The sequence below is a fragment of the Chitinophaga sp. SYP-B3965 genome, from assembly GCF_009647655.1.
In the GTDB taxonomy this organism is placed as follows: Bacteria; Bacteroidota; Bacteroidia; order Chitinophagales; family Chitinophagaceae; genus Chitinophaga.
Window position 1 is genome coordinate 1985341 of sequence record NZ_WJFD01000001.1, and the last position, 13521, is coordinate 1998861.

Below are 13521 nucleotides of genomic sequence, written 5' to 3' on the forward strand. Positions count from 1 at the left end.
TAACGAATAACAATATTCATCTCTCTCCCAGCCCCTTTCCGTAAATTGTTCAGCTAAAATCGGAAACGATGGCAAGACAAGCTGGCCCTAATTTCTACATAGGAAGACTGGGCGATAAAATAGGTTACAAAATAGGGGACATATACTATGAGCGCAAGATGCCCATAAAAGTAAACCGCAGCGAAGCCACTAAAAAGGCGGCGCTGGATTTTGGCATGGCCAGCAAGCTCGGTAAGCTGCTGCGCAATGCCCTCCTGCCTAAACTGGATATTCCTGCTGACAACACCGTTACCAACCGGCTCAACCAAACCCTGGCGCCCATCATTAAGTTAGCTAACTTCAGCGCCCTGCTGGAAGCATTCAACTTTAATACACATACACCCCTGGAAAAACTGCTAAGACAAAAACCCACCCTGCAAAAAAAACGTGGCGGCACCCTCCTCCTGCAGATACCTGCACAGACCATTAGCAAATCCCGCAACACTACGCATATAGAGATCAAAGCAATGGCTGTTTCCGTCAACTTCGATAAACAAAAACATGCCACCCTGAAGGAGGAGATATTATTAATAGATGTAAAAAAGCCATTTACAGGCGCTACATTCCCCTTTCCTGCCCCGGGGAAGGACGTAACGCTCTACATGCTGCAAGTGCGCGCATTAGAGCTTGTAAACGGCAAATACTATAACATGGAGAACCGCAAGTATTATGCTGCGGAGATCATTGCAGGCAGATAAAACATAAAAAAAGCAAGTCCACCCCATCTCCACCTCATCTCCACACCAAGTCCACACCATCTCCACGGATCCCCCTACTCCTTCCCATAGTCTCCCCATCAATCAGCCATATCTCTCCCATGGAAGAAGCTGCTAAAATCCAATGAATATTCATCAAAAACGGCAACTATGCGGCACTATCCGTAACCTAATTTTAATCTAAATAATAGCACTCAGCTTTCCACGAAAAGTTGTTGATGAAAAACATCAACATGCGGATGCCTTTGCCAAATCTGATACATGTCAAATAGACAATTAATAATTCCATAGGATAAACGTTATGACAGCCCGGATCTCAACATTCAATTAACCATTCAAAACCAAAAACTAAAAACAGCAGCTTATGATAAACACAGCTACCGTTGTAAAAGTAATGTGCATACTATGGCTCTGCCTTACCTGCCATGTATCGCAGGCAGCCATACACCTTGCTCCCATCACCGTATCAGGAACGATTACAGACAAAACCACCGGCGATCCTGTACCCGGCGCTACCGTACGTATCAAAGGAACTTCTGCCGGTGTTACCACCAACGAAACCGGCTATTATAAAATAGAAGTACCCGGCAGTGAAAGTATCCTCGTTATTTCCATTACCGGTTACGCCACACAGGAAATAGCGGTAGGTACACAAACCACTATAAATGTTGCACTCACTACACAGGCATCGGACCTGGATGAAGTAGTAGTGATCGGGTATGGCACACAGCGTAAAGGAGATGTGACCAGCGCCGTAGCCAGCGTAAAGGCGGATAACTTTGTAAAAGGATTTGCAAAGGATGCCGGCCAGCTGATCCAGGGTAAAGTGGCAGGCCTGGCAGTAACTACGCCCAGCGGCGATCCTAATGCCAATACACAGATCTCGCTGCGTGGTAACAGTACCCTGATGGCCTCTACCTCTCCCCTGGTATTGATAGATGGTATTCCCGGCTCATTGAACACCGTATCACCGGAAGACATCGAATCCATTGATGTATTGAAAGATGGTTCCGCCGCTGCTATCTATGGCACGCGTGGTACCAATGGTGTAGTGCTCATCACCACCCGCAAAAAAGGCAACCGGCCGGCTACCTTATCTTATGATGGTTATGTAAGCATACAAACCATTGCGCGGAAAATGGAATTCCTGGATGCTGCAGATTACCGCCGTCTTTTAGCAGAAGGATTTTTCGTACCTACCGCCAACGAGAAATGGGATTATGGTACTTCCACCAACTGGCTGGATGAGATCACCCGCACCCCGGTAAGCCATACACATAACCTCACCCTCCAGGGCGGCACGGCACAAACCAATTACGTGGCATCTGTGAACGTACGCCAATGGGAAGGGCTCTTTAACCGCTCTGAGAACAAACAGCTCATTGGTCGCATAGACGTGAATCACTCCATGCTGGATAATAAACTGAAGTTCAATGTAAACGTGATCGGCCGCAACCGCAAATTCTTTGCAGCGCCCAATTATGCTTACATCTACCGGCAGGCATTGATCAGGAATCCTACAGACAGTGTGTATACCTATGATGGAAAATGGGATGAAGATCCCAACGGCTTTAACTATGATAATCCTGTTCGCCCCATTGAAGAAGTAGATGGTGAAAGCAGGGCTACAGAGCTGCGTTTCAATGGGAATATCATCTACTCCCCCATCAAAGATTTCAATATCAAACTACTCCTCTCCGGCGCCAAAACCAGTGAACTCACCGGTTATTATGAAACATTCGATAACCGTGCTTCCATTGTCAACAACCGCAAAGGTTACGGCTCCCGTGGCGCAGGCCACTTCCAGGATAACCTGCTGGAACTGACCGCCGATTATTCCAAAAACTTTGGCCGCAGTAAATTCACCATCCTCGGTGGTTACGGCTACCAGGACGTTACAAGGGAAGGCTTCAGCGCGTGGAACTCTGACTTCCCCACTGAATTATATACTTACAACCGCCTGCAATCCGGCGATGCCGTATCTAATCCTTTTGCCACCACCGGCATGCGCGGCGTTTCCAGTTACAAGAATAATTACAAGCTCATTGGCTTCTTCGGCCGGTTGAATTATGCATGGGAAGATAAGTACCTGCTGATGGCTACCATACGGCATGAAGGTTCTTCTAAATTCGGCGTGAACTATAAATGGGGTACGTTCTCTGCATTTTCTGCCGGATGGCGTATCAGTCAGGAAGCATTCCTGAAAGGCAGCAATGTAGTGAACGATCTGAAGATCCGTGCAGGATATGGTATCACCGGCACCGCGCCTAATGATCCTTATATGTCCATCATCGTATTGAATTATAATACAGATAGTCGCTTTCTCTACAACGGCACCTGGATCCAACCCGTAGAACCCAACCGGAATTCCAATCCGGACCTTCGCTGGGAAAAGAAAGAAGAGATCAATGTAGGGATAGACTTCTCCCTGTTCAACAGCCGTTTATCTGGTTCCCTGGATGTTTACCAGCGGGATACAAAAGATATGCTGTACGACTTCCCGGTACCCGTACCGCCCAACCTCTTTGGCTCTACCCTCGCCAACGCAGGCCGCATGCGCAACCGTGGTGTGGAGGTATTGCTGAACTACGAGATCATCCGTTCGAGAGATATTAGCCTGAGCAGCAATATCACTTACATGAACAACAAGAACACGCTCATGAGCATCTCCAACGACCTGTATAAAACATCCAATGATTTCTTCTTTGCAGGCCATACCGGAGAGCCCATCCAGGTAACCACCCATCGCGTGAAAGTAGGTGAGCCCATCGGAAATTTCTACGGTTATAAATCTGTTGATATTGATGCAGACGGTAACTGGATCATTGAAGGCAAAGACGGCAAACCCAAACCAATCGACGATGCCGTGCCAGACGATCGTAAAGTATTGGGTAATGGTATCGCCCGCCACACCGCCGGCTGGAACCTGGCCTTCCGTTACAAACAATTCAGCCTGAACCTGAACATGCGCGGCGCATTCGGTTACCAGATCCTCAACTTCCAGCGGATGTATTATGAAAACCCTACCATCAAACAATACAACATGCTGAAAACAGCATTTGATAAAGTATATGGAAAAAGAGAACTCGCCAATCCGCTTGCCTATGTTTCTCATTACATAGAAAATGGCAATCACTGGAAGTTCGACAATATCACGCTGGGATATAATGTAGATGTTTCGAGCAGCAAGTATTTCAAACAGGCAAGGGTATATGTATCCGGCCTCAACCTGCTGGTGCTTACCGGGTATAAAGGTATAGATCCGGAGATCAGCCGCCTTGGCCTGGATGCGGGGAATGATAGTCGCGATAAATATCCCACTACCCGCACCTTCACCATCGGCACGAACATCACTTTCTAACCTTCTAAACGAAAAGACTATGTACAAGAAAATATTGATCCTGTTGCTCTTCATCGTGCCGGCAGGTTGCACCAATCTGGACGAAGAAGTATACGACCTCGTACCCGAATCAGAATACCAGCCGGGCACAGGAGATATCCCATCTATCATTGCACCCGCGTACACGGTACTGCGGGGCATGTATGCCGGCTGGCAGGGGAATTTTGATCTGCAGGAAGAACCCGCCGATGTACTCGTTACACCTAACCGCCCTAATGGCTGGTATGATGCAGGCACTTACCAGATCATGCATAAACACGACTGGCCCTCCAATCAATGGCAGCCGGAGAACGTTTGGCAGCATGCCTTTTCGGGCATTAACAATGCCAACCGGATCATTTTCCAGATAGAGGAAGGGAAGATCCCTGTTACCTCCGGTAAAGAAGAGTTGATAGCGGAACTCCGTACAGCCAGGGCGTTCTACTATTCCGTGCTGATAGATACCCATGGCAATGTGCCCATCGTTACAGACTTCCGCGATGGCTCTGCCCCCAGCCAAAGTACCCGGCAGCAGGTGTTTGATTTCATCGTGAAGGAATTGAATGAATGTATGCCCCTGTTAAGTATGGAAGTATCCAAAGTAACCTACGGCCGCTTTAACCGGTGGACGGCTAAAGCCATTCTGGCCAGGTTATACCTCAATGCGCAGGTGTACATCGGTGTTACCAAATGGGATGAATGTATAGCCACCTGTGATGATATCTTCAACAGCGCGAAATACTCCCTGGAGGAATCATACAAAACGAATTTCGTGACGGAGAATCACAACTCCAAGGAAACCATTTTTGCAGTGCCGTATGATGAGATTTTTGCTTCGCAGAATTCTATCCATATGAAAACGCTGGCCACGGCGCATCGTAACGTGCTGAACATGGCAGCACAACCATGGGGAGGTAATTGCGCAGTGCCACAGTTTATTGATACTTATGATGCAGATGATACCCGTAAGAAGGATACCTGGATCATGGGCCCACAGTACAGTGTTTCCACCGGTGCACTCATCCTTACTTACAGGAAAGAGGTACCCAGCATGAACGGAACAGATTATTTTGATGGTTACCGCATTGGTAAATACGAGATCAAAACAGGTGCCCGTGGAGGCCTGAGTACGGATTATATCATCTTCCGTTATTCAGATATTAAAATGATGAAAGCGGAATGCCTCTTAAGGAAAGGTTTATCCGGCGATGCAGCTTTACTGGTAACAGAAGTAAGGCAAAGAGCATTTGCTACGACTAATCCGGCAAAAGCTACCGTAACCGGTGCGCAGTTATTACTGGGTAGTGTATATCAATACGGATACCAGGAAATAAATGGTACTATCTCCGGCCTGGAAGGCGGGGCAGATATACAGTTTGGCCGCTTCTACGATGAGCTGGGATGGGAATTTGCAGCGGAAGGGCATCGGAGGATGGATATGATCCGTTTTGGTGTATTTGCCCGGAAATCATGGTTCAATCACCGTCCGAAGAATGATGGAAAGCTGAGAACGCTTTTCCCTATTCCGCAGGATGAAATAGATAAAAACCCCAACCTGGTACAGAATCCCGATTATAGGTAAAAAAGTAAGGAAAGCAACAAGGCCCGGCGTTCACGTCGGGCTTTATTTTTTATGAAGGGCATTATTGAAAGCAACAAGCTCGGCGTGAACGCCGGGCTTGTTATGCTTTATTTTTTAACAGGCCTGAATACATCCCTGATCGCATTTAAATAAGCTGCCCCATATTTCTTTTCCGGCAGCAAATAGCTTCCCTCCGTCCACTCATTCCAGGAATTTATGACCAGTATCTTATGCTTCGGGTTGTAATCATCTAAAAACTTCTTTGCTTCCTGCAGCTGCATTTTAAACGAAGCAGGTGTATTACCTACAAATACAGGCGTCCACGGATAATCCCGCCGTTCAAATACATCACTTTGCATGCAACGCGGACTCGCATCCCATCCCATGGAAACATTAGGTGTATATAGCACCTCCGGATATTCTGCAGAGAATTCTTTCCAATAGGATTTTATTCCTTCGAAAACTTTCCCGACCGGCACCGTAGGGAATTCATCTTTGCTGAAGTTACCGAAGTGATGAATGTAGCAATAGGTAGACACACTTTCCGTATGCAACCCACTGAGCATAACATGCGGATTGGCAGGTTTTGCCGGGCCTGTGATCGATCTTACCGAGTGATCATTCACCATCCAGCTCATCACGTTCAGATGCACACCAGGGAAACCTGCTTTCTTTGTTTTCTCCTCCAGCAGCTGAATGGCTTTCTTCGCTTCCTCCATGCCTCCGAGCCCATTGATGAATGTAATGATCTCATAAATGGAAAAATAAGGCTTGCCATCGATCTTCCAGTAGTTGGGCTGTTTAAAATACTTTTCAACAATGTAAGTGGAAATCGTATCCCATAATTCTTTGGATACTTCTCCTTCCGTGAGCTTCACACGGGCATTATCAAACGTAGCTGGTTGAATGTTCAGCCAGTCGTGGTTAGCCCACATTAGTGCAAACTTCAGGCGGTTGCGGTTAGGGGCTTTCAGGAAACCTTCCTCCAACCCCTCATGCAGATACCGGCCAGTGTTGCTATACCAATACCAGTCATAAATAAAACAGTCGATACCATTGTCTGCCGCCAGATCTATTTCCTTTGCAGCCCACTTAGGATCAGCTTCATTGAAATACCCCCAGGTGGGCACCTTGGGTTGTTCATGCCCTGAAAAACGCGGTTTGGCGGCTTTCACCACTTCCCATTCTGTCCAGCCTTTGCCATGCCACAGGGAATTGATGCTATCAGGATGATAGTTCGGGAAATAATAAACAGCTACTTCATATTCTTTCTGCTGTGCCGTGGCGTAAAAGCTGAATAGGACGATCCAGGATAGTGACGTAAATATTCTTTTTAACATAAGCAACCTTACTTTATGTAAAAAGTACAACCCTCTGGCTGGTTGGGCATCCTGTTCTATCCTGCAACAAATCTATTTCTTCCGGCCGGAGAGTTCCGTGGGTGTTATACCAAACTTCTTTTTAAACGCAAATGAAAAATGAGACAGGTCTTCAAACCCTACTTCAAGATACACATCGGAGGCCCGCTGGCCCTTTTTATCCATTAAAAAGTACGCTTCCTGCAGCCGCTTCTGTATAAGCCAACTGCCGGGTGTATCATGAAAGGTCTTTTTGAAATCCTGTTTAAAACTGGTCAGGCTTCTTCCGGTAAGATAAGCAAAACGCTGAACCGCTACATTAAACTTGAAGTTCTTGTTCATAAATGCTTCCAGGTCTATCTTCTCCGGGCTGCCAAAATCGAAGAGGACATTACCCAGTTCAGGACTGGTACGCAAAAGTATCAGCAGCAGTTCCTCCCGTTTCACATCCATGAATGTCTGATCTATTTTTCCTTCTGCACTATAATATGGAAAAAGCGAACTGATAAAATTCGGAATAAGTTCATTTTTAGGAATAGCAAAAAAGGCTTCTTTGGAAGTAGATCTTGTTACCCGAACCTTATGTTTCTCCTGGAACTGGTGCAGGAAAACCTCATCAAATATCACCACCACTTTTTCAAACTCCTCATCCTCTTTTTGCTTATTGTACCTGGCCAGGTGGTTCTTCCGGACCATACAGCATTCACCCGGTTTTAATTTATAGCTTTTACTTCCATCATATCCATGTATAGTCCCCTTCGCCAGGTACAAAAAGAAATGTTCGGCGATGAATTGCTCCGGCGAAATCTGCGGTCCTATGTAACAGGACGTTATCTTATTTTCTTTCGTCAACATATTCAATTATTTAACGCCTTTCCACCATTCTTTAAAAACCTGAGAAGGGTTATTGAGATACACCACTTCCCCTATCATGGGCGTTGCCAGACGGTAAGGCTGAGATACAGAAAGCTCCGTAGCTTTTATCAATGGTTCATCCCAGGCATGTTTGCCTAAAGTGTATTTTGAATGATGTACTGTAAGCAAATGTTTTGCTTTCAGTTCCAGTGTAGCCTGCCTTACTTCTTCCGGCAACAGATGAACAGATTGCCAAGCTTTATCATACTGCCCGTTCTCCATGATAGCCCAGTCGATAGGGCCGAATTTCTTACCTATCTCAGCAAATCTTCCATCATACCCGCCATCACCGCTGTAATATATTTTCAAACCGGGTGTTTGTATGAGATAAGACATCCATAATGTTTTACCACGCACAAAACCTCTGCCGGATTCATGGTGGCTTGATTCGGTGTAGATCGTAAAACTACTGTCCACCTCAATCTTTTCATACCAGTCTCTTTCCATGATCTGCTCCGGTGCATAACCCCAATGTTCAAAATGCGCTCCTACACCCAAACCGCAAACCACATGTTTTACTTTATCCTTTAATGCTACCACCGTTTCATAGTCCAGGTGATCGTAATGGTCGTGAGAGATGAACAGGTAATCTATGGGAGGCATATCAGCTGCGGTATAAACATTACTGCCCTTATAAGCTTTTACGGAACCTGGCAGCGGTGATCCTTTACCGCTGAAAGAAGGGTCCACCAGCATCCTTTTCCCATCTGCCTGGATGAATACGGATGAATGGCCAAACCACACAGCTACATTACTGTCTATGGGTAGTTTTAAGAGGTCTGTTTTTACAGAAGGAAGGGAATCCTTCGGTTCACGCCTTGGGTATTCTTTAAAGAGCGTATTATAGATCTCTCCACTGATGCTGTATCCTGGTGTTATTGTTGGTTTTTCTACCAGGTTGTGGAACCGCCCTTTTTTATAATGCGGTGATCTTTCCAACCGCGCGAGCCTTTCACCTGAAGGGTTTGCACCAAACTGTGGCTGGCGCATATAGAAAAAGACGGCCACTGCCAGTACGAGGATAAGCGAGAGCACAATGATCAGTGTCCGTTTAATTATTCTAAAAGCTCTTTTCATGCATGTTTAAATTTTATGAGGCTCTCTGCCGTAGCCAGTATCGCTTCTTCGTTACTTCTGGGCTGCCAGCCTAAAAGCGTTTTTGCTTTTTCATTACTGGCACTCCTGTAGCGGCCCAATTGCGGAACAATATTTTTTGCCACAGGGCTAAACAATGCCGCCACTCTCACCACCCAATCAGGCATCTTCTTAGTAGAGATCGTTTCATTGCCCAACCGGTCTTTTAATAACTGAGCTATCTCCGGCAGGGACATGATACCTCCCGCCAAAGCCAGGAACCGTTGTCCCTTTGCGGCAGGGTTGACCATGGCACGAATATGCAGGTCCGCCACATCACGTACATCCACAATGCCCAGTGTAATATCCGGAATTCTTTTCAGGGAGCCATCCAGTACCTTTTTTAATAACTCAAAACCACTGGACAGATCCGGTCCCAGCGAAGGGCCAAAGATCCCCATCGGGTTGATGACAGATAATTCCAGCTTACCGCCTTCTTTGTGCATAAAATCCCAGGCAGCCCTTTCCGCCAATACTTTTGATTTGTTATAGGCAGAAAGCCCTTTTTCATTGGGGGCCGTCCAGCTTTCTTCTGTGATAAGCCGGGTGGTATCCTTATGGCTATAACCAACTGCACCAAAATTGGATGTCATCACCACGCGTTTCACACGGGCATTCCTTGCCGCTTTCAGCACGCGTAAGGTTCCTTCCACTGCAGGAATGATCATTTCATTTTCGTGTTTGGGAATGGTTAAACCGATAGGTGAGGCAACATGTAAAACGTATTCGCAGTCTTCCATTGCTTTATCCCAGTTGGCATCTTTGGTGAGATCGGCTTCAATGAATGATAGCCCGTCCGTAGTTTCCATGCCGCCGTACCGGAGCATGTCCAATACCTCGTTTTCCCGGCTGAGGGAGCGAAGGGTGGTCCTTACCTGATATCCTTTTTGCAGGAGCTGCAAAATACAATGTATGCCCACAAATCCCGTTCCTCCGGTTACCAGTATTTTTTGATCTTTCATGCAGTAAAGATCCGCAGAAGAAGAACTGCCCGCTTTGTTGAAAGGGCATAGTTTACTTTGCTGAGAGGTCAGCTAAAACGCTCCCGGCATAGAGATCTCTTTCATAAATTCTTCCAGCTTCTGCAGCGACCGGGCATACCGTTGTTCCAGGTCTTTTTTCTTCCCAAAACGGAAGCGGAATTCCTGTATAACGTTCATCTTCTGATAATACTCTACCGTGAGCAAAGTAGTATCCGGCCCCTTTTTATCCATGATGTAATTAGTGATCTGCTGGTTGTCTTCATCCGATTCACTAAATATGATCCTTGATTCCGGGTGATAGGAAAAGCCACTGGCGTAGTACTTCAGTTCCTCTCCGTTCGTCAGCTCTCCCCGCAGTAAACTCCCCACGCCGGGAATAAGGTGGCTCACTTCTTTCACATTCACTACTCCTTCCAGCCAGTGCTCCCTGAACTCATAATGGACGATGGTGTAAAACACCTTTTTAATTTCTTCTTTAAATTCTTTCGACATAGTGAACACTTTCACTTTATCCTTTAGCTCCGTCCGCGGTATGGGATCATGCGGGATCTCATTTTTAAGCTGCCCGAGCTGTGTATAATGAAAAGTGATCTCTCCTGCCTCTGTTTGCCGGGCGCTGGTATTCCATTCCATCCACTCCCTGTAATCACCAGGCTGCTGATCCCCCAGCATATTGGAAGTAACCAGCCAGTATTCATGCTGTTCAATATCGTTCTTCAGCAACTGGTGCGCTACGATCACATCCCTGCCTATCAGTTTCGAAAAGTTCTTTACATTATACTCCGTGAATTCGCCATAATGTGTGATCACTTTTAAAGAAAGCCCTACGGCTGAGATACACGCCTGGCACTGGCAGATCTTGCGGTGATCGTAATTGATCAGGTAACGGTGAAAGGCACAGAACATCTTCTCCACCTGCCTGTATACTGCAGCCAGATCAGCCGGTTCCCCAAACTTGTAAAAGAGGATGGCATCTCCTTCGATCTCGGAGACCACCAGACCCAGTTCGTTGGCATTGATGAGTATTTCCAGCAGGTCCTTAATGATATAGCTACTGTGTTCGATCTCAGCTTCATTAACGAATTTGGAAAAGCCACTTATGTCAGGAATAAAAAGCAGGCCCCTGTTTTCCATCGTGCAAATAATTAGGTCTGCATGCAAGATAATTAATTATTTTTTCGCCCGAAATTTGTTTACTTAAACGTTTAAGCATATTTTTATTCCATGAAGAAGAAGGTCTCCTTAAAAGATATTGCCCAGGAAGCCGGTGTATCCACTGCACTGGTATCTTATGTGCTCACCAACAAAGAGGAGAAAGCGAGAGTAGGCCAGGAAATGGCCAAAAAGATCCGCAAGATAGCCCGCAAGCTCAACTATCAGCCCAACCACATTGCCCGCAGCCTCAAAAGCGGCCGGTCGGACACCATTGGCCTGATCGTGGCGGACATCTCCAACCCCTTCTTCGCCAATATTGCCCGCACCATTGAAGACGAAGCCAAACGGAATAACTATACCGTGATCTTCGGCAGCTCTGATGAGAACGTGGATAAATCCCGGGACCTGATCAATGTACTGCTGAACCGTCAGGTAGACGGGCTCATACTCATTCCCACAGAAGGTTCCGAACAGCAGATCAAAACCCTGCAGAACCAGAACGTGCCCTTCGTGCTGATAGACCGGTATTTTCCGGATATCCCGGCCAGCCACATCAGTATCAACAATTACGAATCCGCTTATAATGCTGTTTCCCATCTCATCAAAATGGGCCGCCAGCAGATAGGTATGATCGCCTATAAAACAGCGTTGCATCATATCAGCGAACGCAAACGCGGGTATATGGAAGCATTAACAGATCAGAAGAAGAGCCTGATGAAACTGGCCCGGTATTCCCACTTAAAAGAAGATATCAAACTGGCCATCGATCAGCTGCTCAACGCCCGCAAACCCGCCGATGCCCTTTTCTTTGCCACAAACAGCCTGGCCATCGAAGGTTTAAAATATATCAATGAACTGGGGATCCGCGTGCCGGAAGATCTGGCCGTGGTGAGCTTTGATGAAAGTGAAGCGTTTGACCTCTTCTACTCCCCCGTTACCTATGTAAGGCAACCCATCCTCGAAATGGGTAAAGAAGCCGTGCGCGTATTACTCGAACAAATTAAAGATGCAGATAAACCCGCAGAACTGATCTGCATTGATACCGAACTCGTGATCAGAAAATCCTCAGGAAAAAAATAAACAACTATTGCTTAATCGTTAAAGCATTAACACACAAAACGTATGAAAAAACTGTTCCTCCTCTCACTGGCTGTCTCCCTTAGCTGGACGGCCTTCTCGCAGCAAACCTTTAACGGGCTGGACATGAACCTCGGCAATCTCTCCCGCCTCTCCGATGCCAAAACCCGGTCTATCAGTCCGGAGAATATCACCGGCGAACCTGGTAAAGGCGGCATGGCCACACTGGATCAAGGCAATGCAAAGAATGCAGCAAGAGACCTGGGGCAGGGTTGGAAAGTAAATCCATACATTCATATTGAAGCGGGGAAAACTGTTACCCTCGCAGAGATCACCGGCTCCGGCGCTATCCAGCATATCTGGATGACACCCACCGGCAACTGGCGCTATTCCATCCTCCGTTTTTACTGGGATGATGAAACCACTCCTTCCGTTGAAGTACCTGTAGGTGATTTCTTCGGTATGGGATGGGGTGAATATGCACAAATGAATTCCCTCGCTGTTACCGTAAATCCCGGCAGTGCATTTAACTGCTATTGGTCCATGCCCTTTCGCAAGAAGTGTAAGATCACGATGGAGAACATCAATACAGAACGTATGACGCTCTACTACCAGGTAGATTACACCCTCACACAGGTACCGGAAGATGCGGCTTATTTTCATGCACAGTTCCGCCGCAACAATCCTGTGAAAGGCGCAGAGTTCACCATGATAGATGGCATCAAAGGGAAAGGCCAGTACGTGGGTACTTATGTAGCATGGGGTGTGAACAATAATGGCTGGTGGGGTGAAGGTGAAATAAAGTTCTTTATGGACGGAGATAACAAATTCCCTACTATCTGCGGTACCGGTACAGAAGATTATTTCTGCGGTTCCTACAACTTTGACAACAAAGGAAAATACCAGGAATTCTCCACGCCCTACGCAGGGTTACACCAGGTGATCCGCCCGGATGGCCTATACAAATCGCAGCAACGTTTTGGCCTGTACCGCTGGCATATCATGGACCCTGTGCGTTTTGAGAAAGAATTGAAAATAACTATCCAGGACCTTGGCTGGCGCAGTGGCGGGCGTTATCTTCCACAGCAATCAGATATCAGCAGCGTAGTGTTCTGGTATCAGCGCGAGCCGCATGCACCGTTTCCTAAATTACAGGCAAAAGACGAATTAGAAGTAAACTGAC

At 46.7% G+C, this 13521-nt stretch carries 10 protein-coding genes; 5 read left to right on the top strand and 5 right to left on the bottom strand.

Annotation, left to right across the window (positions count from 1 at the left end; genetic code table 11):
- Positions 1 to 68 precede the first annotated feature (68 nt).
- The 3 genes from GFS24_RS07705 (at position 69) to GFS24_RS07715 (ending at position 5716) form a co-directional block, all read left to right on the top strand.
- The gene (locus GFS24_RS07705; RefSeq protein WP_153658991.1) at positions 69 to 737 is read left to right on the top strand and encodes a hypothetical protein; all 669 of its coding nucleotides are present in this window, start codon (positions 69 to 71) and stop codon (positions 735 to 737) included.
- Positions 738 to 1119: 382 nt separating this feature from the next.
- On the top strand, positions 1120 to 4116 hold the full coding sequence (locus GFS24_RS07710; RefSeq protein WP_153658992.1) for a SusC/RagA family TonB-linked outer membrane protein: 2997 nt from the start codon (positions 1120 to 1122) through the stop codon (positions 4114 to 4116).
- 19 nt (positions 4117 to 4135) lie between these two features.
- On the top strand, positions 4136 to 5716 hold the full coding sequence (locus GFS24_RS07715; protein WP_153658993.1) for a RagB/SusD family nutrient uptake outer membrane protein: 1581 nt from the start codon (positions 4136 to 4138) through the stop codon (positions 5714 to 5716).
- 107 nt (positions 5717 to 5823) lie between these two features.
- Here the strand turns inward: GFS24_RS07715 and GFS24_RS07720 are convergent, their stop codons facing one another.
- The 5 genes from GFS24_RS07720 to GFS24_RS07740 all read right to left on the bottom strand — a co-directional run bounded on the left by GFS24_RS07720 (position 5824) and on the right by GFS24_RS07740 (position 11240).
- Positions 5824 to 7056 carry a glycoside hydrolase family 99-like domain-containing protein gene (locus GFS24_RS07720; RefSeq protein ID WP_153658994.1) on the bottom strand — a complete coding sequence of 411 codons (1233 nt, stop codon included), beginning with the start codon at positions 7054 to 7056 and terminating at the stop codon, positions 5824 to 5826.
- A gap of 72 nt (positions 7057 to 7128) precedes the next feature.
- Entirely contained in the window at positions 7129 to 7929 is an 801-nt protein-coding gene (locus tag GFS24_RS07725; RefSeq protein WP_153658995.1) for an AraC family transcriptional regulator, read from the bottom strand.
- A 6-nt stretch (positions 7930 to 7935) separates the two neighbouring features.
- On the bottom strand, positions 7936 to 9066 hold the full coding sequence (locus GFS24_RS07730; RefSeq protein WP_153658996.1) for an MBL fold metallo-hydrolase: 1131 nt from the start codon (positions 9064 to 9066) through the stop codon (positions 7936 to 7938).
- Positions 9063 to 10085 carry an aldehyde reductase gene (locus tag GFS24_RS07735; protein ID WP_153658997.1) on the bottom strand — a complete coding sequence of 341 codons (1023 nt, stop codon included), beginning with the start codon at positions 10083 to 10085 and terminating at the stop codon, positions 9063 to 9065. Before GFS24_RS07735 ends, GFS24_RS07730 begins: the two co-directional genes overlap by 4 nt.
- 72 nt (positions 10086 to 10157) lie before the next feature.
- Positions 10158 to 11240 (bottom strand): DUF2652 domain-containing protein, encoded by a 1083-nt coding sequence (locus GFS24_RS07740; protein ID WP_153658998.1) that lies wholly within the window; start codon positions 11238 to 11240, stop codon positions 10158 to 10160.
- Positions 11241 to 11330: 90 nt separating this feature from the next.
- Here GFS24_RS07740 and GFS24_RS07745 point away from each other — a divergent pair, with 90 nt between their 5' ends.
- Positions 11331 to 12341 carry a LacI family DNA-binding transcriptional regulator gene (locus GFS24_RS07745; protein ID WP_153658999.1) on the top strand — a complete coding sequence of 337 codons (1011 nt, stop codon included), beginning with the start codon at positions 11331 to 11333 and terminating at the stop codon, positions 12339 to 12341.
- A gap of 42 nt (positions 12342 to 12383) precedes the next feature.
- Positions 12384 to 13520 (top strand): glycoside hydrolase family 172 protein, encoded by a 1137-nt coding sequence (locus GFS24_RS07750; RefSeq protein WP_153659000.1) that lies wholly within the window; start codon positions 12384 to 12386, stop codon positions 13518 to 13520.
- Position 13521 lies beyond the last annotated feature (1 nt).